21 protein-coding genes are annotated in these 23,346 nt (G+C 65.1%); 16 read left to right on the top strand and 5 right to left on the bottom strand.

From position 1 onward, the window contains the following. Positions 1-44: 44 nt before the first annotated feature. Positions 45-962 carry a hypothetical protein gene (locus NLM25_RS04340; RefSeq protein WP_309143578.1) on the bottom strand — a complete coding sequence of 306 codons (918 nt, stop codon included), beginning with the start codon at positions 960-962 and terminating at the stop codon, positions 45-47. Positions 963-1,357: 395 nt separating this feature from the next. Here NLM25_RS04340 and NLM25_RS04335 point away from each other — a divergent pair, with 395 nt between their 5' ends. From NLM25_RS04335 to NLM25_RS04320, 4 genes are all read left to right on the top strand, one after another. Beyond that, complete coding sequence (locus NLM25_RS04335) at positions 1,358-2,473, top strand: winged helix-turn-helix domain-containing protein (RefSeq protein WP_254136179.1); 1,116 nt, start codon at positions 1,358-1,360, stop codon at positions 2,471-2,473. A gap of 156 nt (positions 2,474-2,629) precedes the next feature. Further along, positions 2,630-3,850, top strand: coding sequence for an MFS transporter (locus NLM25_RS04330; RefSeq protein ID WP_254136178.1), 1,221 nt, complete (start codon positions 2,630-2,632; stop codon positions 3,848-3,850). 37 nt (positions 3,851-3,887) lie between these two features. Next, positions 3,888-4,361, top strand: coding sequence for a GNAT family N-acetyltransferase (locus NLM25_RS04325; protein WP_254136177.1), 474 nt, complete (start codon positions 3,888-3,890; stop codon positions 4,359-4,361). Between the two features lie 83 nt (positions 4,362-4,444). Then, complete coding sequence (locus tag NLM25_RS04320; RefSeq protein WP_254136176.1) at positions 4,445-5,596, top strand: acyl-CoA dehydrogenase family protein; 1,152 nt, start codon at positions 4,445-4,447, stop codon at positions 5,594-5,596. 212 nt (positions 5,597-5,808) lie between these two features. Here the strand turns inward: NLM25_RS04320 and NLM25_RS04315 are convergent, their stop codons facing one another. Further along, on the bottom strand, positions 5,809-7,977 hold the full coding sequence (locus NLM25_RS04315; RefSeq protein ID WP_254136175.1) for a bifunctional diguanylate cyclase/phosphodiesterase: 2,169 nt from the start codon (positions 7,975-7,977) through the stop codon (positions 5,809-5,811). Between the two features lie 469 nt (positions 7,978-8,446). On the opposite strand from NLM25_RS04315, the gene mepA reads away from it, so the two are divergent. From mepA to modC, 5 genes are all read left to right on the top strand, one after another. Next, a complete protein-coding gene (gene mepA, locus NLM25_RS04310; RefSeq protein ID WP_254136174.1) occupies positions 8,447-9,391 on the top strand; it encodes a penicillin-insensitive murein endopeptidase in 945 nt (314 codons plus the stop codon). 308 nt (positions 9,392-9,699) lie between these two features. After that, complete coding sequence (locus NLM25_RS04305; protein WP_375167877.1) at positions 9,700-10,203, top strand: hypothetical protein; 504 nt, start codon at positions 9,700-9,702, stop codon at positions 10,201-10,203. 196 nt (positions 10,204-10,399) lie between these two features. Beyond that, on the top strand, positions 10,400-11,185 hold the full coding sequence (modA, locus tag NLM25_RS04300) for a molybdate ABC transporter substrate-binding protein (RefSeq protein ID WP_254136172.1): 786 nt from the start codon (positions 10,400-10,402) through the stop codon (positions 11,183-11,185). A gap of 41 nt (positions 11,186-11,226) precedes the next feature. Then, positions 11,227-11,922, top strand: coding sequence for a molybdate ABC transporter permease subunit (modB, locus tag NLM25_RS04295; RefSeq protein WP_254115341.1), 696 nt, complete (start codon positions 11,227-11,229; stop codon positions 11,920-11,922). Positions 11,923-11,924: 2 nt separating this feature from the next. Further along, positions 11,925-12,587, top strand: a complete 663-nt coding sequence (gene modC / locus NLM25_RS04290) for a molybdenum ABC transporter ATP-binding protein (RefSeq protein WP_254136171.1) — start codon at positions 11,925-11,927, stop codon at positions 12,585-12,587. Between the two features lie 53 nt (positions 12,588-12,640). Here modC and NLM25_RS04285 read toward each other — a convergent pair whose 3' ends face one another. Further along, on the bottom strand, positions 12,641-12,901 hold the full coding sequence (locus tag NLM25_RS04285) for a PepSY domain-containing protein (protein WP_254136170.1): 261 nt from the start codon (positions 12,899-12,901) through the stop codon (positions 12,641-12,643). A gap of 360 nt (positions 12,902-13,261) precedes the next feature. Continuing rightward, the gene (locus tag NLM25_RS04280; protein ID WP_254136169.1) at positions 13,262-15,055 is read right to left on the bottom strand and encodes a potassium/proton antiporter; all 1,794 of its coding nucleotides are present in this window, start codon (positions 15,053-15,055) and stop codon (positions 13,262-13,264) included. Positions 15,056-15,265: 210 nt separating this feature from the next. Here NLM25_RS04280 and NLM25_RS04275 point away from each other — a divergent pair, with 210 nt between their 5' ends. Beyond that, positions 15,266-16,582: a mechanosensitive ion channel family protein gene (locus NLM25_RS04275; protein ID WP_254136168.1), complete on the top strand. Its 1,317-nt coding sequence runs from the start codon at positions 15,266-15,268 to the stop codon at positions 16,580-16,582. 119 nt (positions 16,583-16,701) lie between these two features. Then, on the top strand, positions 16,702-17,520 hold the full coding sequence (gene map, locus NLM25_RS04270) for a type I methionyl aminopeptidase (RefSeq protein ID WP_254115336.1): 819 nt from the start codon (positions 16,702-16,704) through the stop codon (positions 17,518-17,520). A 14-nt stretch (positions 17,521-17,534) separates the two neighbouring features. Here map and NLM25_RS04265 read toward each other — a convergent pair whose 3' ends face one another. Continuing rightward, positions 17,535-18,131, bottom strand: coding sequence for a bifunctional transcriptional activator/DNA repair enzyme AdaA (locus NLM25_RS04265; protein ID WP_254136167.1), 597 nt, complete (start codon positions 18,129-18,131; stop codon positions 17,535-17,537). Positions 18,132-18,263: 132 nt separating this feature from the next. On the opposite strand from NLM25_RS04265, the gene NLM25_RS04260 reads away from it, so the two are divergent. From NLM25_RS04260 to NLM25_RS04240, 5 genes are all read left to right on the top strand, one after another. Then, entirely contained in the window at positions 18,264-19,208 is a 945-nt protein-coding gene (locus NLM25_RS04260; protein ID WP_254136166.1) for a DMT family transporter, read from the top strand. Positions 19,209-19,287: 79 nt separating this feature from the next. Next, the gene (locus NLM25_RS04255) at positions 19,288-20,127 is read left to right on the top strand and encodes an intradiol ring-cleavage dioxygenase (protein ID WP_254136165.1); all 840 of its coding nucleotides are present in this window, start codon (positions 19,288-19,290) and stop codon (positions 20,125-20,127) included. Between the two features lie 253 nt (positions 20,128-20,380). Next, positions 20,381-20,767 carry a VOC family protein gene (locus tag NLM25_RS04250; RefSeq protein ID WP_254136164.1) on the top strand — a complete coding sequence of 129 codons (387 nt, stop codon included), beginning with the start codon at positions 20,381-20,383 and terminating at the stop codon, positions 20,765-20,767. A gap of 143 nt (positions 20,768-20,910) precedes the next feature. Then, positions 20,911-21,522 (top strand): RadC family protein, encoded by a 612-nt coding sequence (locus NLM25_RS04245; protein WP_254136163.1) that lies wholly within the window; start codon positions 20,911-20,913, stop codon positions 21,520-21,522. A gap of 154 nt (positions 21,523-21,676) precedes the next feature. Next, positions 21,677-22,930 (top strand): site-specific integrase, encoded by a 1,254-nt coding sequence (locus tag NLM25_RS04240; protein ID WP_254136162.1) that lies wholly within the window; start codon positions 21,677-21,679, stop codon positions 22,928-22,930. Positions 22,931-23,346: the final 416 nt, after the last annotated feature.

The raw sequence follows: 23,346 nt of genomic DNA, 5'->3' as shown, positions 1-23,346 counted from the left end.
ACCCGTCTCCCTGACCGAGCCCAGACCAATGAGATCGCAGCATGCTACCTGACCATCGCTGCAGCCTCTGGAGCTATGGATGTATCGGGTCGCACGAACACGAAACGGGATATCGCAGATATCTGCGCGTCGTCGCGGCCATCCTGGCCGATCAGGATGAGGCCCGCTCCGCCATTAGCCACCGTAAGAAGCATCGCTTCACCCGCCCATGTCCTGATGGGCTCCATGCCAATGGTGAGAAACTCACCGATCGGCTGGTCCAGATACTGAAGTCTCAGCTGCGGTGCGATTTCGGCGGGCGCAAGAGCAAAACCGAGCTCCTGTGCACGCAGATAGATCGCCCGCAGCGAAGCCCCGCCTTGAAAGCCGAGCTCGGCAACCGACACGGCAACAAGCTCAATCTCCGCCTTGCTGCGGCTCAGAGTAAAGGCGGGTCGGGCCAGTATCTCGGCGGCCGCGTTTCCGACGCCGCACCCCATCGCGCTCATTGCGTTGCGAAGAGCGAAAGTATCCTTGAATGTTCCTATCCTGATCGTCTTCCACACCGAGACATCTGCAGCGGAGCTGACCGGACTCTCCGATCCGAGAGCCGGCGGCGCTACCTTGGCCGCCAAGCTCCTCCGCAGAACGTCCTGCGCACTGCATTGCGCCTCGGCGCGATCCGCGGACATCAAGCCAGGCAAGTTGAAGAGCAACAAGATCCCAAGCGCATTGCCAATGTGCCAGTGTGCCGAACGATGGGGCCTTGCGCTGCCTTGCTGCAAGGCAATGTAGTCGATCGTGGCGCGCGTCGCGCCGATATCCATCAGCTCCCGATCGCTGAGGGCACAGGACGTGGTTTGTAACCTCCGCCGTCTGCGGCGTTCCTGCCATGCGCTCCAGACCAGCAGGAAGAGGCTGGTAGCTTGCTGCACCGGTGTGGCAGTCCGTCGCACCAGCGCAACGCCGTGGATGGTCGTCATCGGCGATATCCCTTTACCGATGGCAGGATGTCAGGACTTCGCCGGGCACGCTTGACGTGCGGCTTACATTTTCCTCACCGGCGCCTTACTTTACGCCCCAGCAGGTGCAGAGACGGCTTCATCCAACGGAAGTGTTGGCTACAGGAGCGGCAACTTGCGCTATCTCTTTGACGAGCACGTGCTCGACACGGACCGGCGCGAGCTGCATCGGGCCGATGACTACGCGATCTTCGAGAAGGGTCTCTGTGAGGCGGGCCTTCCGAAAAGGCACGGCGCTGCTACCCCCCTGACGGGGTGGACCGATGTTCGCGGCTTACTTTTTCGCTACCGAAGGCCTATTGTCGAAGGATAACTGCGCCCTCGGACGATAGAGGGCAGACCTGGAGAATGGTGCCATGCGCTATTTCTTCGAGGACTGTGCGTTGGACACCGAGCGGCGCGAATTGCGACGCGGACCGGATGTCGTGCCCACGACACCCCAGGTTCTCGACCTGCTCGAACATCTGATCCGCAGCAGGGATCGCGTCGTCAGCAAGGACGATCTCGTCAACGCAATCTGGAATGGCCGGATCGTATCCGATGCGGCGCTGACGACCCGGTTGAACGCCGTCCGACGCGCGATCGGTGACTCCGGTCAGCACCAACGTCTTATCAAGACCTTTCCACGAAAGGGCTTTCGTTTCGTGGGCGCTGTGCACGATGATGATCGGCAACCAGGACCCGCGGCAGCGGTTGCGATCCCAATTGCCTCTTCAACCGCGGTTGGCAAACGGCGATCCGCTGGCTGGCTGGAAGACCTCAGGGGTCGATTAAGGCTCGTCGGCAGCGTGCTGGCGTCGGTCGCCGCCATCGGCGCAATTGCCGGCGGCGTTGCCGGATATTGGAATGCCTGGAAGACGGTCCGTGCCGACGCCAAACGGGAAGCTCAAAATATCCAGGGACAACCGACGGCCAGGCCCGAGATTGCGCCTCGTCTCTCTCTCGTCGTGTTGCCCTTCGCCAGCCTCAACGACGATCCGGCGCAGGACTCCCTTGCCGACTCGATCTCGACAGATTTGACGACCGATCTCGCGCGAACGTCCGCCACGCGCGTCATTGGACGCGACACCGCCTTGACCTACAAGAACAAGTCGATCGATTTGCAGCAGCTCGGGACAGATCTCGGCATCCGCTGGGCCGTGCGAGGTGCGGTGAGACGCAACGGAGAGCAGGTGCGGGTCAACGTATCTCTGACCGACCTTCAGACCGCGCGCGACATCTGGTCGGACCGGTTCGACGGCGACCTCGCAAATGTGGCCGTCTTGCACGATACCATCACAGCACGGCTTCTCTGCGTCGCGCATTTGCACCTCCGTCAATATGAGGAAGCCCTGCAACAGTGCAGCCGCTCCCTGAACATATCAGGCGCGGATTCTCAGGCTTACATGAGTCTGATCTCGGCTTACGGATGGACGGGACAAATGGAACGGGCACGCCGAAGCAACGAAACTGCGGCACAAGACACATCCTGAATCGACGTTGCTGCGGCCCATGGCACATGCTGATTTGTGCAGCTGCAACGTCGCAAGCTCTGTACCCGTCTATTGCGAGTAACCTTGCCCTCCGCCGACAGATAGGCCACCATCCCCGCGCGCACCATCAACAAGAGCAAAAGCGCGAGGAAACGCATGAGCAAGCCGTCGGGATTCGACTATGGCTGGGTCGTTGTCGCTGCAGGGGCGCTGATGACCTGTGTCGGCTTCGGCACGATGCTGTCGCTGGCGGTGTTCCTGCAGCCGATCTCGGAAGCGATGGGCTGGTCGCGGGCCGGGGTGTCGGCGGCGGCGACGCTGGATTTCCTCTGCATGGGCGTGGCCGCGTTCTTCTGGGGCACGCTGTCGGATCGCTTTGGCACCCGCATCGTGGTTCTTGCCGGTAGTCTTTTGCTGGGGCTCGGCCTTGTGACTGCGAGCCAGGCGCAAAGCCTTTGGCAATTCCAGTTGTTCTTCGGCGTGCTGATCGGCATTGCCGCCGGCAGCTTTTACGCGCCGATGATGGCGCTCGCGAGCGCGTGGATCGAGAAGAACCGCAGCCTTGCGGTGGCGCTGGTCTCCGCCGGCATGGGCGTGGCGCCGGTCACGATCGCGCCGACCGCGAGCTGGCTGATCACGGCCTATGACTGGCGCACCGCGATGCTGGTGATCGGCTGTGCTGCGTGGGCGCTGCTGATCCCGGCCTGCTTCCTGGTGCGTCCGGCGCCGCAAGTGGCTGGCCCGGCAAGCACCGACACGGCGCCGGAGATCGAGCTGACCGCGGCACAGGCGCTGCGCACGCCGCAATTCGTCGCGCTCGCGGCCGCGCATTTCGCCTGCTGCGCGGCGCATTCCGGCCCGATCTTCCACATGGTGTCCTATGCGATGGTGTGCGGCATCGCCCCGCTCACGGCGGTGACGGTCTACAGCGTCGCCGGCGTCTCGGGCCTCGGCGGGCGCCTGCTGCTCGGCACGCTCGCCGATCGCATCGGCGCAAAGCCCGTGCTGGTCGGCGGCCTGTTCGTGCAGGCGATGTGCATCGCGACCTATCTGGCGGTGGCGCAGCTCGGCGAATTCTACGCGCTGTCGGTCGTGTTCGGCCTCGCCTATGGCGGGGTGATGCCGCTCTATGCGGTGCTCGTCCGCGAATTCTTCGGCGCGCGCATCATGAGCACCGTGTTCGGCGCGGTGTCGGCCTTTGCCAGCCTCGGCATGGCGCTCGGGCCCTGGGCCGGCGGGCTCGTGTTCGACAATTTCCAGCGCTACACATGGCTGCACGCCGGCTCCTTCGCGATCGGGCTCGCCGCGGTCGCGGTGGCGCTGAGCTTCCCGACCAAACGCAAACAACAGCTCGACCTTGGCCGCGCCGCGGCCTGACGAGATAAGGCGCGACGGCTGAGCGCGTGGAGCGATCATGGAATGCACGATCAGATCTGCGCGCGAGGAAGACGCCGACGAGATCAGCACGGTCATCTTGCGTGCGCTGCGCGAAACGAACGCGAAGGACTATACGGACGAGATCATCGAAAGGGTCGAGCGCAGCTTCAGCCCGGCCGCCGTGCTGCAACTGATCGGCAAACGGAGCGTTTTCGTTGCCACCATCGGCCGCCGCGTCGTTGGAACGGCGAGCCTTGACGGAAGCGTGGTCCGGACGGTCTTCGTGGCGCCCGACGTTCAGGCCCGGGGGATCGGCAAGCTGCTGATGGCCGAGATCGAGCGCACGGCGCGCGAGCGAAATATTTCCTCCTTGACCGTTCCTTCGTCGGTCACCGCTGAAGCTTTTTACGCACAGCTCGGGTTCAATACCGTGCGCGATAGCTATCATGGTGACGAACGCACGATCATCATGGAGCGATGGCTCGATGACCCTGGCCGGTCCGCGCCATAGTGCGTAGCGGTTTTTAAAGGCCCCGGATTTCGCTTCGCTCCATCCGGGCGACAAGAGACGGCAGGATGGGCAAGGAAACGCGCATGGACGCAATTTCCGAGATTGATCTGGTCGAACGTGCCCGCGCTCTCGCCCCGCTGATCGCAAGCGAGGCAAACGAGATCGAGCGCACCCGGCGGCTCACGCCGGCCGTCGTCTCCGCGCTGATCGAGAATGGGCTCTATCGCGCCCTCCTCCCACAAAGCCTCGGCGGCATCGAAGCCTCCATCGAAACCTTCATGCAGATGCAGGAGGAGATCGCGAAGGCGGATGCCTCGACCGCCTGGTGTCTCGGGCAGTGCAGCGTGTGCGCGATGATCGCGGCCTCGCTCGACCGCGACACCGCGCAGGAGATCTTCAACACCGCGCCCGGCATCCTCGCCTGGGGCGCGATTGCCCATGAGGCGCGCAGCGTCGAGGGTGGCTATCGCGTCACGGCGCGCTGGGATTTTGCGTCGGGCTCGCGGCAGGCGAGCTGGCTGGGGGCGCATGTGCGCATCGTCAATGCCGACGGCACAACGCGAAAAAATACCGATGGGTCCCCGGAGGTGCGCACCATCCTGTTTCCCGTCGGGAGCGCCGTGCTGCACGACGTCTGGCAGGCGATCGGGCTCGCCGGCACCGGCACCGATTCGTATGAGGTCGCCGACCTCTTCATCCCCGAGCGCTTCACGGCGTTTCGTGACGTGCCGTCCGCGCTGGTCGAGAAGGGGGCGCTCTACAGGATCGGGACCGGCTCGACGTTCAGCCTCGGCTTTGCCGCGGTCTCACTGGGTGTCGCGCGCGCCACGCTGGATGCCGCGATCGCCTTGTCGCGGGCAAAGCACCAATCGCTGGCAGCGAGCGCCATGCGCGACAACCAGGCGGTCCAGGGCCTGATCGGCCGCACCGAGGGGGATCTGCGCGCCGCGCGCGCCTATCTCTATGCCACGGCGCATGCGATGTGGCGCGACCTCTGCGTAACAGGCGAGTTCAGCGCCGCGCATCGCAGCGCTGTCAGGCTGGCGGCGACCTGGACCATCCACCAATCGGCCAAGGTGGTCGACACCGCCTATCACATGGCCGGCGCGACCGCCGTGTTTCGCAGCAACCCGTTCGAGCGGCGGTTTCGCGACATGCACGCCATCGCGCAGCAGATCCAGGCCCGTGACACGCATTACGAGGATGTGGGGAGGGGGATTTTGGCAGAGCGATGACGCGGAGTGACAGCCGCGCCGACGGTGCGCTCCCTCGCCCCGCCCTTCGCGGGGCCGCGACGGGCTTCGCTCGCGCTGAGAGGGTTGGGGTGAGGGGCCTCTCTCCACACTGAGGGTCGTCGAGGGACCTGTACCTCCTCACCCGGAATTCAAGCTGCGCTTGAATTCCGACCTCTCCCCGCAAGCGGGGGCAAGGTGAGGGGCAGCGCGCCTCACGCCACCAGCGCGGCATCCTCGTCAGCAGCGTCGATGCCGCGCTGCGCGGCCAGCAGGCTGATGATCTCGGCATTCGGGCGGGCCTTGCTGAACAGAAAGCCCTGCCCCTCGTCGCAGCCTTCGGCGCGCAGGCAGCTCAGCTCGGCCTCGGTCTCGACGCCCTCGGCGGTGATGGTGACGCCAAGGCCTTTGCCGAGGCTGACGATCGAGCGGATGATCGCCTGCGCCTCGCGGTTGGCGCCGAGGTCGCGCACGAAGGACTGATCGATCTTGATCTTGTCGAAGGGGAAGCTGCGCAGATAGCTCAGGCTGGAATAGCCGGTGCCGAAATCGTCCATCGAGATGCGGACGCCGAGCGCGCGCAGCGCATGCAGTGTCGCCAGCACCTGCGCGCTCTTCTCCAGCAGCAGCGTCTCGGTGATCTCGAGCTCGAGCCGCCGCGCCGGCAGGCCGGAATGTTTCAGCGCGTCCGTGACCACCGAGAGCAGATTGCCGCTGCGGAACTGGAGCGGCGACAGGTTGACGGCGACGCGGACGTCGTCGGGCCAGGTCGCGGCGTCGAGGCAGGCGCGGCGCAGCATCAGGCCGCCGAGCGGATTGATCAATCCAGTTTCTTCGGCGACCGGAATGAACTCGGCCGGTGAGACCATGCCGCGCTCGGCATGCGGCCAGCGCACCAGCGCCTCGAAGCCGGTGATGCGGCCGCTCTGGAGGTCGATCAGCGGCTGATAGTACGGCCGCAGCACGTCGTTCTGGATCGCGTCGCGCAGCTCGACCTCGATCTTGCGGCGGCTCTGTGCCTTCGCATCGAGCGCGGCCTCGAAGAACGCGAAGGTGCCGCGGGCATCGGCCTTGGCGCGCGACAGCGCCATGTCGGCGTTCTTGAGCAGCTTTTCGGAATCATCGCCGTCGCCGGGCGCCATCGCGATGCCGATGGAGGCACCGATGACCACGGAATGGCCGTCGAGCAGATAGGGATCGGCGATGGCTTCCAGGAGGCGCTTGGCCAGCATCACCGCATCCTCGGGACGCGCCAGCCCGCTCTGCACGATCGCGAACTCGTCGGAATTGAGCCGCGCCAGCGCGTCCTCCTCGCGCAAGGTGGAGCGCAGTCGCTTGGCAACGCCGCGCAGGAGCTTGTCGCCGACCGCGTGTCCCAGCGTGTCGTTGACCGCCTTGAAATTGTCCAGCCCCAGCATCAGCAGCGCGACCTTGTCGGTACTGCGACGCGTATGCTGGAGCATTTCGTCGACCTGCTGGCGCAGCAGATTGCGGTTGGGCAGGCCGGTCAGTCCGTCATGCTGGGCCATGAAGGCGAGCCGCGCCTCGGCGCGCTTGCGCTCGGTGATGTCCATCAGCGCGAGCAGCACCGCGGGCCGCTCGGCATAAGTCAGTTCGCGCGAATAGATCGCAAGGTCGATCAGCGCGCCGTCGGCCTTGACGTGCTTCCAGGTGCGCGCGGCCTGCTCCTCGCTGGAGCGGTCGGTGGTCCACGGCGGCTCGCTATCGAAGGCCTGCAAGGAGCGGATCTTCAGCTTCTCGAACTCGGCACGGCTGTAGCCGTAATGGGCGATCGCGGCATCGTTGACGCCGAGGATACGCTCGTCGTCGAGCGCACAGACGATCATGGGGACGGGATTGCCATCGAACAACAGGCGGAACGAGGCCTCGCGTTGCTTCAACTCGGTGATGTCGACGCGCAGGCCGACCACGCCGCCATCGTCGGTGAGCCGCTCGTCGATCAGGACGACGCGGCCGTCCGACAGTGTCTGCTCGTGGCGTGCGCCGGGCTGATAGAGCTTTTGCAGCCGCTCGGCGATCCACTCGTCCTCGTGACCGGCAGCCTCGGGATAGTCGCCACGCGCGACGCCGATGCGCAGCGTGTCCTCGAGCCGCGCGCCTTGCTCGAATAGATCGGCGGTCTTGCTGTAGATCTCGGCGTATTTCCTGTTCCAGAGCACGTAGCGGCCTTCGGCATCGAGAAACACGATGCCCTGCGGCAGGATGTCGATGGCCTGGCGCAGGCGCTCATGGGATTTGCGGGCCTCGGCAATCGCGGCCTCCGCCTCGGCGCGGCTGCGCAGCAGCTCGTCGCGCTCGGAAACGGGGTGAGGCGCACGCGCGAAGCGCGGCTTGCACGGCTGCCGGCCGGCCCGGGCGAGCATGCGTCCCTTTCGCTTCGTTGTTTTTCGAGAGCCCAAACTCAACTTCACTCGTCCCAGTCGCGCGCAACGGCCGCAAGTTTTGGGGCAAGTGTCTGAAAAAAAAGTAATCTTGGCTGGTTCGACGGCCGGCCCCACGGTCTGGCGGCCGCAGGAAAGCAGCCTCTATTGCCCGTTTGCGAGGCGCGGCGGCGCCGGCGGGCGTACCTGACCCATCACGTCGTCGTCATCGGAGATCACGATGGCGCAGAATTGCGCGCGGCCTTGAATCGTTTCCGGGATCGTGCGCGATTGCATGCAGAGGGGACCGAGTACGCATCCCACGCACGAATTTTGGTCAATGCACGAGAGGGTTATCGCGGCGTTAAAAATCGGCCGGCCCAGCGCGGGGAACTGCGACTTTTGGACGATATTCTCAGGCGAAGGACTGTTTCTTAACCCCGGCGCGGCGTTGGGCTATAAGGATGACAGCATGAGTCCCCGCCGCCTCGCCCCTCTCCTGCTCGTCATGACGCTCCTGACCGCCGGCGACGCGCTGGCCCAGGACAAGGGCAGCGTCAACCCGAAGCCGCTGCCGCCGCTCGCCAATCCCAACGATCCCGCTCTCGGCGCCAAGGAGCTGTTCGCGCGCAAGCTGTTGCCCTCGAAGGGAGCGGCGCATGTCATCGGCTCCTACACCAAGGGCTGCATCGGCGGCGCCATGCAGATGCCGCTCAACGGCGACAATTGGCAGGTGATGCGGCTGTCGCGCAACCGCAACTACGGTCATCCCGACATGATCGCACTGATCAAGCGGCTCGCGGCCAGGGTGCACAAGGACGCCGGCTGGCCAGGCATTCTGGTCGGCGACATCGGCCAACCGCGCGGCGGGCCGGCGCTGTCGGGTCATGCCAGCCATCAGATCGGTCTCGATGCCGACATCTGGCTGACGCCGATGCCGGACCGCCGCTTGTCGCGCGAGGAGCGCGAGGACATGTCGGCGGTGATGATGGTGCGCCAAGACCGGCTCGACATCGATCCGAAGGTGTTCACACCAGGCCATGTGCTGGTGCTGCGCGACGCCGCGCAGGAGCCGGGCGTGCAGCGCATCTTCGTCAATGCCGCGATCAAGAAGGCACTGTGCCGCGAGGCCAAGGGCGACCGCTCATGGCTGTCGAAGATCCGGCCATGGTGGGGCCACGACTATCACTTCCACATCCGCATGCGCTGCCCGGCGGGCGCCGGCGAATGCGAGGGCCAGCCGTCGCAGGCCGAGGACGAAGGCTGCAAACCCGCCGATCTCGCCTATTGGTTCTCTGACGCGGTGCTGCACCCGAAGCCGCCGCCGGAGCCGCCGAAGCCAAAGCCGCCGATGACGCTGGCGCAGATGCCGGCGGCCTGCAAGGTCGTGCTGCACGCGAGCGATGCGAAGCCGTAGCGCGCGGTCGTCCCCGCCTAGTGCGCAACTGCGCACGGGGCGCGGGGACCCAGAACCCCAGGGAGTAGTTTGGCGCAAAAGCGTAACTCCGAGTCTTCGTCAAACTCCTCCCTGTGGTTATGGATCCCGGATCTGCGCTTCGCTTGTCCGGGATGACAAACTCGTTGGTTGGTTCGCGCCCCCCAAATGCGTTAGGATCGTCCCGCCGCTCGGCCGTCAGCCCGCGGTATTTTGGGATGCGCATCCCATGCTTCGACAGACCAAACGACACGCCCGCGCCCTTTGCGAGGCCAACGATGAGATCTGACATGCGCGTCTTCACCTTCCTCGCTGTGCTCATGCTCGGTGCGACCTCCGTTCTGGCTGCCGAGGAGCCGAGCGGCTGCGACAAGTTCAAGTGGCCGATCGAGCGCGAGCGCGCCGCGCTGACGGCGCCGGACCGCGCCAAGCTCGCGTCGGGAAGCGAACAGGCGGCCCTGCCCTCGTCCGCCATCACGCTGGGGCTGGTCGCGCCTCAGGAAGCAAAACTGCCGACGCCGCCGGAGCGGGCGCCGAAGGACGGTACCTTTGCCGGCTTCACTGGCATCAAGGCGCCGAAGGCCGGGCTCTACACGATCAGCCTCTCTGCCGGCGCCTGGCTGGACGTGGTCCAGGACGGGCATTTCCTCAAGCCCGTGGCCTTCAGCGGCGCGACCGATTGCGACGGTATCCGCAAGACCATGAAATACGAGCTGTCAGGCCAGCCCGTCGTGCTCCAGGTCAGTGGCGCCAAGGACAATTCGCTGTCGATCGCGATCCTGCCGGCGCAATAAAGCTGCCCGGTTAGACACACAGTCGCCTTTGACCTGAGGCGCCAGCCTGCTATCTTCGCAGCTGCGATATCCCTGCCGGCCGTAAGCCGTCGCAGGGACCCCGTGGAACAGCGCTTCCGCCCGTCGCGACCTGACTTAACCCAACGCCAGATTTGCGTGTGCCTTTCGCGCGCGCGAGCTCGCACGGAGCGCATCCATGTATCGTATTGCCGGACTTTTCACCGCCTTCGTCATCCTCGCAGGCGCGAGCCTTTCGCCTGCCAGCGCCGAGGACAAGACCATCACCGTGTTCGCCGCCGCGTCGATGAAGAACGCGCTCGACGAGGTCGACGCCGCCTACACCGCCAAGACCGGCGTCAAGTTCAGCGTCTCCTATGCCGCAAGCTCGGTGCTCGCCAAGCAGATCGAGCAAGGTGCGCCGGCCGACGTGTTCGTCTCCGCCGACACCGACTGGATGGACTACGCGATTGCCAAGAAGACCATCAACGAGCCGACCCGCGTCAACCTGCTCGGCAACAGCATCGTGCTGATCGCGCCGAAGGATTCCAAGGTCGACAACGTCGCCATCGCGCAGGGCTTCGACCTCGCCAAGCTCGCCGGCGACGGCAAGATCGCGACCGGCGACGTCAAGTCTGTCCCCGTCGGCAAATACGCCAAGGCCGCGCTGGAGAAGCTCGGGGCATGGCAGGCGGCCGAGCCGAAATTCGCGATGGCCGAGAGCGTGCGCGCTGCGCTGACGCTGGTCGCCCGCGGCGAGGCCAATCTCGGCATCGTCTATTCGACCGACGCCAAGGTGGAGCCGGGCGTGAAGATCGTCGGCACCTTCCCCGCGGATTCGCATCCCGCGATCATTTATCCGGTCGCGGCGACCACCACCGCAAAGCCCGAGACCAACGACTATCTCGCCTTCCTGCGCTCGACGGCCGCCAAGACCATTCTGGAAAAATACGGATTCAAGTTCCTGGTCAGCCCCACGACGTGATTTAGCGACCTGCATGATTACGACCTGATATCTCCAACTTGATGTTCGACATCTCTCCCGCCGAATGGACGGCGATCCTGCTCTCGCTCAGGGTCGCCGTCGTTGCCACGCTGGTCGCAACGCCGTTCGGCATTGCGCTGGCATGGCTGCTCGCCCGCAAGGATTTTTGGGGCAAGTCGGTGCTCGACGCGCTGGTGCATCTGCCGCTGGTGCTGCCGCCTGTCGTCACGGGCTATCTCCTGCTTCTCACCTTCGGCCGCCGCGGCCTCGTCGGTGGCTTCCTCGCCGACTATCTTGGCATCGTTTTCGCGTTCCGCTGGACCGGCGCCGCGCTCGCCTGCGGCCTGATGTCGTTTCCGCTGCTGGTGCGGCCGATACGGCTGTCGATCGAGGCGATCGACCGCCGGCTCGAGCAGGCCGCGGAGACGCTTGGCGCGGCGCCCTGGAAAATATTCTTCACGGTGACGCTGCCGCTGGCGCTGCCCGGCGTGCTCGCCGGCATGGTGCTGGGCTTTGCCAAGGCGATCGGCGAATTCGGCGCGACCATCACCTTCGTCTCCAACATTCCCGGCGAAACGCAGACCATCTCCTCGGCCATCTATTCGCTGATCCAGACGCCCGATGGCGACGCGGCCGCGGGACGACTCGTGATCGTCTCGATCGTGCTGGCGCTCGGCGCGTTGATTGCGGCAGAATGGTTCGCGCGCCGCGCGACCGCACGACTGCACGGGAACTGACCATGCTGCGCGTCGACGTCGAAAAGAAGCTCGGCGAGTTCTCGCTGTCTGCATCGTTCACGAGCGAGGGCCGTGTCATCGGCCTGTTCGGGGCCTCAGGCGCGGGCAAGAGCTCGCTCGTCAATATGATCGCGGGGCTGCTGCGGCCCGACCGCGGGACCATCGTCGTCGACGGAGAGACCGTCGACGATACTGCAGCCGGCATTCACGTGCCGACCTATCGCCGCCGCATCGGCTATGTGTTCCAGGACGCGCGACTGTTTCCCCATCTCAACGTCGCGCAGAATCTCGACTATGGAAGGCGGATGAACGGCCTTGCGCCCGATCCGGCCCAGCACAAGCGCATCATCGACCTGCTCGACATCGGCGCACTGCTCGACCGCCGGCCCGGAAAGCTCTCGGGCGGCGAACGCCAGCGCGTCGCGCTCGGCCGTGCGCTGCTGTCGAAGCCTCGCCTTCTGCTGCTCGACGAGCCGCTCGGCGCGCTCGACGAGGGCCGCAAGCTCGAGATCCTGCCCTACCTGGTGCGGCTGCGCGACGAAGCCAATGTCCCCATGGTCTATGTCAGCCATGATGTCGCCGAACTGCGCCAGCTCGCGACGCAGATCGTGATGCTGAAGCAAGGGCGGGTGACGTCGTTCGGCGGCGTAAAGGTGCTGACGTAGGTCGAGGCAGATCGCGTTTCCACGACCCGCCTCGCGCAAACTTGCAGCGCTAACTACCAGCCGCGATCGACATTGCGTACCTCGCCGGTGCGGGCATCCACATCGACTTCCATCCAGCGGCCGGCGCGGTCGCGGCCTTCGATCTGCCATTCGTCGCCGGCGAACTCGGTGTGCGAAATGGTCATGACGCCGATATCGGCGGCGACATCGAGCGCGGCCTGCATCGAAAGCTGATCACCGCTGTCGTAGGCCAGCGCCGGCGCCGCCGTTCCAAGACCGATTGCGACGATGGCGGGCAAGATGAGGTTTCGCATGGAGTGCTCCTGTCAGATCCGTTGACCGTTACGCGGCTAAGAACTTGCAGCGGCGCGGAGCGTTCCGGATGCGGGGGTCACGAAGCCGCGCAAATCTTCGGCGGTTGCGGCGATTTGGTGGCGGTTATCTGGCGCCCGATGTTCCGTTCCCGCAGATTGCGATGTCGCTGTTAAGGCCGCGACGCTTCAACAAACTCCGTCATTGCGAGCGCAGCGAAGCAATCCAGAATCTTTCCGCCGAGGGACTCTGGATTGCTTCGTCGCAAGAGCTCCTCGCAATGACGCGTTCTTGGTTGGCTTTGCCCAACCAAACTACGGTCGCTGGCACTGGGCCGGCTTTCGCCAGCACGACGGCTGAACCTAGACCCCCGCCACCGAGCTCCAGACGTCAGCCAGCTTGCGCCGCAGCGCCTGTCTGCGCGTCAGCGGCGGGGGCGTCTCGTCGTCTTCCGGCAGGCGCAGGCCGACCACGTTGACGCGGCCGCCTGAGATCGAGCGCGCGACCAGCACGATCTCGCCAAGCGCGAGCTCGGCGCCCTCCTTCGGCGCGCGGTCGAGATGAACGTCGAAATAGTCGGCGAGCGTCAGCTTGCTCTCGTCCTCGCCGGCCCGCACACCGTAGATCTCGGCGAGCTCGGCCAGCGTGTGCTCGCCGGAGACCATGAAGTCGCCGAGCAGGTGCGGATCAGGCGCCGAGCTCGGCTGCATGTCGACGAAGAAGCGGTCGAGCGCCTCGGCCTTTTCCGGCGGAGCCAGCAGATAGATGTAGTCGCCGGGCGCGATCGGATCGGCTTCCGTCGGGGTCAGGATGTTCTCGTTGCGGATGACCAGCGTCGGCTTGGACCATGACGGGATCAGACCGCGGCGGAAATACAGGCTCTTGGGCCGCACCGGATAGCCGACGAGCTGCTGCTCGAGCTGGCCGGGCAGATCGAGCTCGACACGGCGCGGACCACGCTCGGCGCGCGGCAGCGCGACGTGCAACTTGCGCGCGGCGGGCGCCAGCGTCCAGCCCTGCAGCAGCAGCGAGATGATGACGACGACGAAGGCGACATCGAAATAGAGATAGGCCTTCGACAGCCCGACCAGCATCGGGATCGACGCCAGGAAGATCGCGACCGCGCCGCGCAGGCCCGTCCAGGCGATGAAGATCTTCTCGCGCCAGTTGAAGCGGAACGGCGCTAGGCACACGAACACCGCGACCGGCCGCGCGACCAGCATCAGGACGAAAGCGACGGCGACCGCCGGCAACACGCTGGCGCCGAGCCGGGTCGGCGAAACCAGCAGGCCGAGCAACACGAACATCACGATCTGCGCCAGCCAGGTCGCGGCATCCAGGAAGGCCACCACCGAATTATGCGCGCGGGTCGGGCGGTTGCCGATGATGATACCGGCGAGATAGACCGCGAGGAATCCGGAGGCGTGCATGATCTGCGAGCCGCCGAAGATCACGAGCGCGCCCGTGGTCACGAACGGCGCATGCAGGCCCTGCGGCAGCGCCACCTGGTTGAGCGCGACGACGACGAGACGTCCCCCGATCACGCCGACGGCGGCGCCCAGTACCGCCTCCTGGATGAACTCCATCGCCACGTGGCCCGCCGAGCTCGACCCCAGCGAGATGTATTCGACCAGCATCAGGGTGAGGAAGATCGCGAACGGATCGTTGGTGCCGGATTCGGCCTCCAGCGTCGCGCCGACGCGTGGGCGCAGGCGCAGGCCCTGGGTGTGCACCAGCAGGAATACCGCGGCGGCGTCGGTCGAGGCCACGACGGCACCGACCAGCAGCGATTCCGCCCAGTTGAGGTCGAGCGCGTATTTGGCGAACGGCGCCGTGATCAGCGCGGTCAGGAGCACGCCGACGGTCGCGAGCACCACGGAGGGCGCGAGCACGGTGCGGATGCTGGCAAAGCGCGTCTTCAGGCCGCCGTCGAACAGGATCAGGGCGAGCGCCACCGAGCCTACCAGATAGGTGGTGCGGACGTCGTCGAACTGAAGCTGGCCGGGGCCGGAATCGCCCGCAAGCATGCCGATGGCAAGGAAGACGAGCAGCAAGGGCGCGCCGAAGCGCAGAGCAAGCAGGCTCGACAGGATACCGGCCATGACGAGGACGGCGCCGAGCAATATGGCGAGGCTGACAGAGTCGAGGGAAGCCATCCACCTTCCGGGTACAATTCGCTGGAATTGCATCCTTATCGTCGGCGGACTCCCGCGCCAACCCATTTTCGCCCGTTCGCGGCAATCTGCCCGTATTTTGCGGCCTTAACGCACTTCACTTAGCGGTGTATCGATGGCCGGGCCGCTGCCTTTGTGGGATTCTGCGGCTCCCTCGAATCAATTCCGCCCGCCCGCTTCCCGACGAGACCGATGGACATGGACCTCAAAGACTTCATGGAGTTCGTGCAAACCACCGCACGCAGCGTCGGGGCGGAAATCTCCTCACCCTGGTTCTACCTGCAATTCGGCCTCATCCTGGCCGCAGCCGGAATCGCCTATGCCGCGGAGGCTGGTATTCGCAGGCGCGTCGACATGACGTCCCTGGCGATGCGCTGGCCGCTGCCGCTCCGGCATTTCGCGCGGGTGATGGTCTCCAGCGCCTCGACGGCGGTGTTCACCCTGCTGGTGATCATCGAGCGCGTGGTGATGTATCACGCGACATGGCCGAGCCGCAGCTATCTGCTGATGGTCGCAGCCAAGCTGGGCCTGGCCTGGCTTGTGATCCGGCTCGTGACCTCGGTGCTGCGCAATGCCTTCATCGTCAGGCTGGTGTCGATCACGGCATGGTTTGTCGCCGCCCTTTCCATCCTCGGCCAGCTCGATGCGACGGTCGAGCTGCTCGATTCCTTCGCCATCGTGCTCGGCGGCCTGCGGCTGACGCCGCTGCTGGTGATCAAGGCCGGTGCGCTCCTGCTCATCGCGCTGTGGCTCACCAACATCGCAAGCAATTTCGCCGAGAGCCGGATCAACGCGACCACCGACCTGACGCCGTCGGTGCAGGTGCTGCTGGTCAAGATCATCCGCATCGGGCTTCTGGCCATCGCCATCGTCATTGCGCTCGGCGCGGTCGGGATCGATCTCTCCGCGCTCGCGGTGTTCTCCGGCGCGGTCGGCGTCGGCATCGGTATCGGCCTGCAGAAGATCGTCGCCAATTTCATCTCGGGCATCATCCTGCTCGCCGACAAGTCGGTGAAGCCCGGCGACCTCGTCACCATCGGCGACAATACCGGGCGCATCAGTGCGATGAAGACGCGCTATATTTCCGTCGCCGCCGGCGATGGCCGCGAATTCCTGGTGCCGAACGAGGATCTGGTGACGCAGAAGGTCGTCAACTGGACCTATACCGACAAGAACACGCTGGTGAAGATCGCCTTCGGGACCAATTACGACGCCGACCCGCGGCTGGTCTGCAAGCTCGCCGCCGAGACCGCCGCCGCCCATCCCCGCGCGCAGAAGGGCAAGCCGCCGAACAGCATTTTGACCGAGTTCGCGGAGGCCGGGATGAAGTTCTCGCTGACCTTCTGGATCGCGGACCCCGACGGCATGGATGGCGTCAAGAGCGACGTGATGCTGGCGCTGTGGGAGGCCTTCAAGCGCGAGGGCATCCGGGTTCCCTATCCCGTCCGCGAAATCCGCGTCCGCGGCGGCGCGCTGCCGGTGGAAACCACCGTAGAAGTCCCGAATTAGGCCCTGTTTCGGGTGCAAGAGCCACGCTTGGCTTGCATGAAGGCCCGCGATCATTAGATTATGGCCTGAAATCAATCCTTTCCGCCAATATCGAGCCCATTTCAGAAGATAGCGCCCGCATGAGCTACGTCGAAGCCTCCGATACCTCCCTGCGCAAGACCGGACAGATCAAGCTGCATGGGCCGGCCGCCTTTGCCGGCATGCGCAAGGCGGGCGCGTTGGTGGCGAAGTGCCTCGACGAGCTCACCGACATCGTCGCACCCGGCGTGCCGACCGAGCGAATCGACCAGTTCGTCCGCGACTTCGCCTTCAGCAACAATGCCTATCCGGCGACGCTGATGTATCGCGGCTATCGCTACTCGACCTGCACCTCGCTCAACCACGTGGTCTGCCACGGCATGCCCGGCGACCGTCCGCTGAAAGAGGGCGACATCGTCAATATCGACGTCACCTTCATCGTCGACGGCTGGTACGGCGATTCCAGCCGGATGTACGCGGTCGGCCCGATCGCGCGCAAGGCCGAGCGGCTGATCGAGGTGACCTATGAGGCGATGATGCGCGGCATCGCCGCCGTCAAACCCGGCGCCACCACCGGCGACATCGGCCACGCCATCCAGAGCTTTGTGGAGCCGCAGGCCATGAGCGTGGTGCGCGATTTCTGCGGCCATGGCCTCGGCCGCATGTTCCACGACGAGCCGAACATCATCCATATCGGCCGCCCGGGCGAAGGCGTTCAGCTCAAGCCCGGCATGTTCTTCACCATCGAGCCGATGATCAATCTCGGCAAGCCGCACGTCAAAATCCTCTCCGACGGCTGGACCGCCGTGACGCGCGACCGTTCGCTGTCGGCGCAGTTCGAGCACTCCGTCGGCGTCACCTCCACCGGCGTCGAGATCTTCACGCTGTCGGAGCGGCACGGTGAGAAGCAGATCGGCTAACTCTGGCGCGTCGGCTATCGCCTGCGCCGGAATGACGACGGCGCCCTCTTGTAGGTCGCGGCAAAGGCGTCGTTGAATCTACGAACGCTGCCGAAGCCGGCGGCGAAAGCGATCTCCGCTAACGTCATCTCAGTCTGGTCGATCAGGCGCTTGGCTTCCTGCACGCGTCGTGTCGCCGCGATCTCGCTCGGGCTCGCACCGGCGTGGCGCATGAACAGGCGGAGCAGATGGCGCGGCCCGACGCCGAGGGCTTCCGCAAGCTCCGTCATCGACGCCTGATCGAGAAAGCCGTCGTGGATCAGGCGCATCCCGCGCGCGACGGTGGTGGCCGTTCCCATCCAGGCCGGCGAACCCGGCGCGGTTTCCGGCCGGCAGCACAGGCATGGACGAAAGCCGGCGCGCTCGGCGGCAGCGGCGGTCGCATAAAAAGTGACGTTCTCGGAGCGAGCGGGGCGCACCGGACAGACCGGCCGGCAATAGATGCGCGTCGAGCGGACGCCGGAGAAGAACAGGCCATCGAACGCGCGGGCGCGCGCGAGGCGTGCCCGATCGCAGGTCTCCCAATCGAGATGCGGTGGCAGCGTCTGCCGATGCGCCGGGCCTGTCGCCATGGCGAAATCATAGTTTCAACGCGGTCCGCCGAGTAGCTGAAATCGGACCTCGTCGGGTGATGAGGTCCGAATTCGGCCAGCCTGCAATGCCGCTCCGCATCATGGTGCCGGCAAATCGCGGAAGCAAATTACATGAGCACACAGGCGCAACACACAACGTCGGGGCAAGCCACTCTCGCATTCGAGATCGGGCTCCTGCTGCTGCTCTCGCTGATCTGGGGCGCTTCGTTCACGCTGATCAAGGTCGCGATCCCGACGATACCGCCCTTCACGATGGTCGCCGCGCGGGTGACGATCGCGGCCATTCTCCTGACCCTGATCGCGCTCGCGCAGGGACACGCCCTTCCCCGCCGAGGATCGGTATGGGCGGCTTTCGTCGTACAAGGGCTGCTGCAAAGCGCGCTGCCTTTCACCCTGATCAGTTGGGGCGAGGCGCACATCGCGAGTGGTCTGGCCGGCGTGCTCAACGCGACCCCGCCGATGTTCGTGCTCGCGATCGCACTGATGACCGGGCACGGGCGGCAGACGATCACCGGCCGGAAGATCATCGGCGTCGCTCTCGGGCTCGCCGGGGTTGCCGTGACCATGGGAGCCGAGGCGTTCTCGGGGATCGGCACGGCGGCTCCGCTGGCCCAGATCGCCGTGCTGTGCGCGAGCCTCAGCTACGCACTCGCGCCGATATGGGGCCAGCGCTTCTCGGGCCTGCCCGCAATCGTCACGGCGGCCGGAGCGATGAGCTGCGCAGCAGTGCTGATGATCCCCACTGCGGCCGCCATCGAGCGGCCGTGGACACTCTCGCCACCGCCCGCCGCGGCGATCGCAGCTGTCATCACGCTCGCGGTCGTCTGCACGGCGCTTGCGATGGTGATCTATTTCCGGCTGATCCACACGCTCGGCCCGCTCGGCACGACCAGCGGGAGCTATCTGCGCGCGGGCTTTGCCGTGGCGCTCGGCGCGGCGTGGCTCGGCGAGCGCTTTACCTGGTCCAGCCTTGCCGGCATGGCGCTCATTTTCGTCGGCGTGGTGGCGGTCACGGTGCCCCTGCCCGCGCGACATGATCAGAAACCGCGGGGCTGATTGTCGCCATCTTCAAAGCCTGATCTTGCCATCCTGCTTGTCGATGACGATCTCTGATCGAACGAGCAGGAGTAAGCGGGTGAACAATTCGACGCGGCGCGGGTTTCTGGGATTTGTGTCGGCCGGCGCCACCGGTCTGCTGCAAACCCGCGCGCAGGCAGCGCCAGCCAACGCCGCGGAGAGCGAGCCGGCCTGCATCCTGACACCGCAGGCGGAGGAAGGGCCGTTCTATTCCGACCCCAAACTCGTCAGGTCGGATATCGCCGAGGGAAGGCCCGGCGTGCCGCTGACATTGCGGCTGCGCGTGATCGAGGCCGGCCCCTGCACGGCGATCAAGGGCGCGCGGATCGACATCTGGCATTGCGATGCGAAGGGGCTCTATTCGGCCTTCCCCGGCCAGAGCGATGCGCACAACATCGACGCGACCGGCAAGACGTTCTTGCGCGGCACGCAAGTCACCGATGAAGCCGGCTGGGTGACATTCAACACCATCTATCCCGGCTGGTATGACGGCCGCACCACGCATATCCATTTCAAGGTGTTCCTCGACGAGCGCACGGTGCTGACCGGGCAGACTTTCCTGCCCGACGCGCTGAACGAGTTCATCTACACCAACGTGCCCGATTACGGCGACCGCGCGCGACAGCGCATGGTGATCAACGCCAACGACCACGTCATCGCGCGTTCCGATCCCGAGCATCGCACCTTCTGCGCGGTGAAGGAGGAGCGCGACCGCTACGTCGCGAGCCTGACGCTCGGCGTCGACCGCCGCGCGGAGGCAACCGTCGGGCGCGCCGGCCCGCCGCCGCCGGGCATCGGCGGTGGACCACCGCCGGGGCCGCCGCCCGCGGGCATGTTCGGCCGGCCGATCAAGGACCGGCTCGCCGCGCTGGTGCCGGGGCTGAAGCGCGGCCGTTAAGCAGCGCGGCGTTGCCCAGGCCAACGATCCTTGCTATTCAAATCGCGCCGAAAAAGGCATGGCCGGATTGGTAAGCCCGGCCTGTTCCTCAACCCAGGAATTCTGCCACCGTCTCCACGGTAGGACCCACGGCCGGACAGAGTGACGCGATCGTCACGCTGCTCGGCGGGTCATGTCACCGTGTCATGCCGGCCGCCGCTCAAGCGTCGAGATCTCGCCTCGTCCGTTCCTTCATCCTGGACGGAGAGCAACCATGCGACTGCAACATCTCAACCTCGCGACAACGGACGTCCCGGCGCTTGCCGCCTTCTTCGAGCGCTTCTTCGGCTTCGTGCCTCATGCGGCCCGCGGCGAGGCGCTCGTCGTGTTGCGCAACAATGAGGATTTCATCCTGACCGTGATGCGCGGCAAGAAGGGCGAACCGGCCGACTATCCCGCCGCCTTTCACATCGGCTTCTATTACGACGCGGCGGGCGAGGTGGAAGCCAAGCACGCCGAGTTGTCGGCTGCGGGCCTGAACCCCGGCAAGATCGCGTTCATGGACCGCGGCGGTGGCGCACGTGTGCCGCACTTCTATTGCACCGCGCCGGGCAACGTCCTGGTCGAGGTCTGCACCCCGCCGGGCGGCCTTTCGCCGTAGCCAACCGGTGAGCACTCCGGCGGCCGCTCGACAGACCGGCCGCCGGGCCAAGACACTTCAAACCAAGACACTTCAAGCCATGACGCTTACAACCAAGACACTTCATGGTTGCAAAACACGGGGCGTACGGCATGGTGTGACCGATGTCCGCCAAGCGAGACCAAGACAAGAGCAAGCCGGAGGAAGCGCCGCATTATCTCGGCCATCGCGAGCGGCTGCGCGAGCGCTTCTACAGTGCCGGCGCGGATGCGCTCAGCGACTACGAGCTATTGGAGATGGCGCTGTTCGCGGCGCTGCCGCGGCGCGACACCAAGCCGCTGGCAAAGGCGCTGATCAAGATTTTCGGCTCGTTCGCCGAGGTGGTCCATGCCCCCGTGGTGCGCCTGCGCGAGGTCGAGGGCATCGGGGAATCCGCGATCCATCAGCTCAAGCTGATCGCCGCCGCAACGCATCGCGTCGCCAAGGGTGAGGTGAACAGCCGCGACGCGCTGTCATCCTGGAACGAGGTGATCGACTATTGCCGCTCCAGCATGGCGTTTGCCGACAAGGAGCAATTCCGCCTGCTCTTCCTCGACAAGCGCAACCAGCTCATTGCCGACGAGGTGCAGCAGACCGGTACCGTCGACCACACCCCGGTCTATCCGCGCGAGGTGATCAAGCGCGCGCTCGAGCTGTCGGCGACCGCGCTGATCCTGGTGCACAACCACCCCACTACCCCGTCGATGATCACGTTGGATCACGCTCAATACCGCTGAATCATCAATCAAATAGCCTGTTTTTGCGCATTGCGTACAGGGGGCGGTTATGGCAAATTGGGGGCGGTTAGAGGGATTGAAAACGGCTTTCCGATCCCAGCAAACGATCCCCGTTTCTCCTCGACCGATCCCAGTTGGGAGCAGGAGGAACGCCATGCCAAGCCTGACCGATACCGCAATCCGGCATGCGCTGAAGCGCGTCGAGCTGAGCCAGAAGCAAGAGAATCTCGCGGACGGCGAAGGTCGCGGAACTGGCCGTCTCGTGCTCGTGCTGAAGCCTATGCCGAAGCGCGTTACGGCCGATTGGATGGCGCAGCAATGGCGGGACGGGAAACGCTCGAAGAAGAAGCTCGGCTCGTATCCCTCGATGTCACTGGCTCAAGCGCGAGAAATTTTCAAACGCGACTTCGCTGACGTGATCCAGAGAGGTCGCAGCATCAAGATCGCGACGGACACGCGTCCAGGCACCGTCGCCGATCTGTTCGAGGGCTACGTCGCGTCGCTGAAGGCCGCTGGCAAGCCCTCATGGAAGGAAACGGAGAAGGGTCTCAACAAGATTGCCGACACGCTCGGGCGCAATCGCCTTGCCCGCGAGATCGAGGCCGAGGAGATCGTGGAATTGATCCGGCCGATCTACGAGCGCGGCGCTCGATCGATGGCTGATCACGTGCGGTCGTATATCCATGCTGCCTTCAGCTGGGGGATGAAGTCGGACAACGACTATCGGAACACCTCGCCTCGCCGCTTTCGGATTCCCTTCAACCCGGCCTCGGACATCCCCACCGAACCCAAGGTCCAGGGCACACGCTGGCTCAGCGAGGATGAATTCGTTCAGCTCTATCGCTGGCTCGAATGCCCAGACACTCCCGTCCACCCGTCATATCCGCGCGCCGTGCAGCTCATCATGCTGACCGGCCAGCGCGTCGAGGAAATCGCGAGACTGCATATCGATCAGTGGGACGCGGCCGAGCGGATCATCGACTGGTCGAAGACGAAGAACCTTCAACCGCACGCTGTCCCGGTTCCATCGCTTGCGGCCGAGCTTATCGAGTCGATCAAGCCCAACGAATTCGGATGGTACTTTCCTTCGGCGAAGGACCCTTCGAAGCCGGTCAGCCACGGCACGCTCTACAGTTTCGTCTGGCGCCAGCGTGACCGTGGCGTCATCCCTTATGCGACCAACCGCGACTTGCGGCGGACGTTCAAGACGCTCGCCGGCAAGGCGGGTGTCCCGAAAGAAATCCGGGATCGCCTCCAGAACCACGCGCTTCAGGACGTCAGCTCCAAGAACTATGATCGCTGGAACTACATGCCGGAGAAGCGCGCCGGCATGGTGCTCTGGGACAAGTTCGTCCGCGCGCTCCTGAAAAAGAAGAAGGGCAACAGCGCGTTGAGGGCTGCCGCGTGAGCAGGCCGTTGATCATTCTTGGGGGTATGCTTGTCGTCGTCTGCCCCATCGCGCCCGCCTATGCGGATCCGTGCAAAGCGCCTCTGCCATTCCAGGCCGGAGCGCAATTCTTCGGCACCGTCCGGTACGTGGGCGACGGCGATGGCCTTTGCGTTGGCAGGACCACCGACCCCAATGAGTGGATCGAGGTTCGCCTCGCGGATTTCGATGCGCCGGAGGTTCATCGGCCTGGCGGCGCTGCCGCCAGAGCGGCGCTTGAGCGCATAGCTCTACATCGCGAGGTCTCATGCACCGCGGAGCGCGGCCGCAGCGGCCGAGTCGTATCCTTCGACCGGGTTATCGCGCGCTGCAAGATGCGATCAGCGAGCATCGGCGACCTTCTTCGGGCTGCCGGTGTGGCGGAGGGTGGCAACTGA

The sequence above is a fragment of the Bradyrhizobium sp. CCGB01 genome (genome assembly GCF_024199795.1).
Lineage (GTDB): Bacteria > Pseudomonadota > Alphaproteobacteria > Rhizobiales > Xanthobacteraceae > Bradyrhizobium.
Note: the sequence above shows the minus strand (reverse complement) of the source record. Positions and strands in the feature narration are given on the sequence as shown.

Excerpts from the sequence above, each read along its gene's own strand:
- NLM25_RS04275 (WP_254136168.1), top strand. The coding sequence starts at position 15,266 with ATGGACATGGACCTCAAAGACTTCATGGAGTTCGTGCAAACCACCGCA.
- NLM25_RS04260 (WP_254136166.1), top strand. The coding sequence starts at position 18,264 with ATGAGCACACAGGCGCAACACACAACGTCGGGGCAAGCCACTCTCGCA.
- NLM25_RS04330 (WP_254136178.1), top strand. The coding sequence starts at position 2,630 with ATGAGCAAGCCGTCGGGATTCGACTATGGCTGGGTCGTTGTCGCTGCA.
- mepA (WP_254136174.1), top strand. The coding sequence starts at position 8,447 with ATGAGTCCCCGCCGCCTCGCCCCTCTCCTGCTCGTCATGACGCTCCTG.
- NLM25_RS04250 (WP_254136164.1), top strand. The coding sequence starts at position 20,381 with ATGCGACTGCAACATCTCAACCTCGCGACAACGGACGTCCCGGCGCTT.
- NLM25_RS04315 (WP_254136175.1), bottom strand. The coding sequence starts at position 7,977 with ATGCTCGCCCGGGCCGGCCGGCAGCCGTGCAAGCCGCGCTTCGCGCGT.
- NLM25_RS04335 (WP_254136179.1), top strand. The coding sequence starts at position 1,358 with ATGCGCTATTTCTTCGAGGACTGTGCGTTGGACACCGAGCGGCGCGAA.
- NLM25_RS04265 (WP_254136167.1), bottom strand. The coding sequence starts at position 18,131 with ATGGCGACAGGCCCGGCGCATCGGCAGACGCTGCCACCGCATCTCGAT.
- NLM25_RS04240 (WP_254136162.1), top strand. The coding sequence starts at position 21,677 with ATGCCAAGCCTGACCGATACCGCAATCCGGCATGCGCTGAAGCGCGTC.
- NLM25_RS04320 (WP_254136176.1), top strand. The coding sequence starts at position 4,445 with ATGGACGCAATTTCCGAGATTGATCTGGTCGAACGTGCCCGCGCTCTC.
- map (WP_254115336.1), top strand. The coding sequence starts at position 16,702 with ATGAGCTACGTCGAAGCCTCCGATACCTCCCTGCGCAAGACCGGACAG.
- NLM25_RS04305 (WP_375167877.1), top strand. The coding sequence starts at position 9,700 with ATGCGCGTCTTCACCTTCCTCGCTGTGCTCATGCTCGGTGCGACCTCC.
- modA (WP_254136172.1), top strand. The coding sequence starts at position 10,400 with ATGTATCGTATTGCCGGACTTTTCACCGCCTTCGTCATCCTCGCAGGC.
- NLM25_RS04325 (WP_254136177.1), top strand. The coding sequence starts at position 3,888 with ATGGAATGCACGATCAGATCTGCGCGCGAGGAAGACGCCGACGAGATC.
- modC (WP_254136171.1), top strand. The coding sequence starts at position 11,925 with ATGCTGCGCGTCGACGTCGAAAAGAAGCTCGGCGAGTTCTCGCTGTCT.
- NLM25_RS04340 (WP_309143578.1), bottom strand. The coding sequence starts at position 962 with ATGACGACCATCCACGGCGTTGCGCTGGTGCGACGGACTGCCACACCG.
- NLM25_RS04245 (WP_254136163.1), top strand. The coding sequence starts at position 20,911 with ATGTCCGCCAAGCGAGACCAAGACAAGAGCAAGCCGGAGGAAGCGCCG.
- modB (WP_254115341.1), top strand. The coding sequence starts at position 11,227 with ATGTTCGACATCTCTCCCGCCGAATGGACGGCGATCCTGCTCTCGCTC.
- NLM25_RS04280 (WP_254136169.1), bottom strand. The coding sequence starts at position 15,055 with ATGGCTTCCCTCGACTCTGTCAGCCTCGCCATATTGCTCGGCGCCGTC.
- NLM25_RS04285 (WP_254136170.1), bottom strand. The coding sequence starts at position 12,901 with ATGCGAAACCTCATCTTGCCCGCCATCGTCGCAATCGGTCTTGGAACG.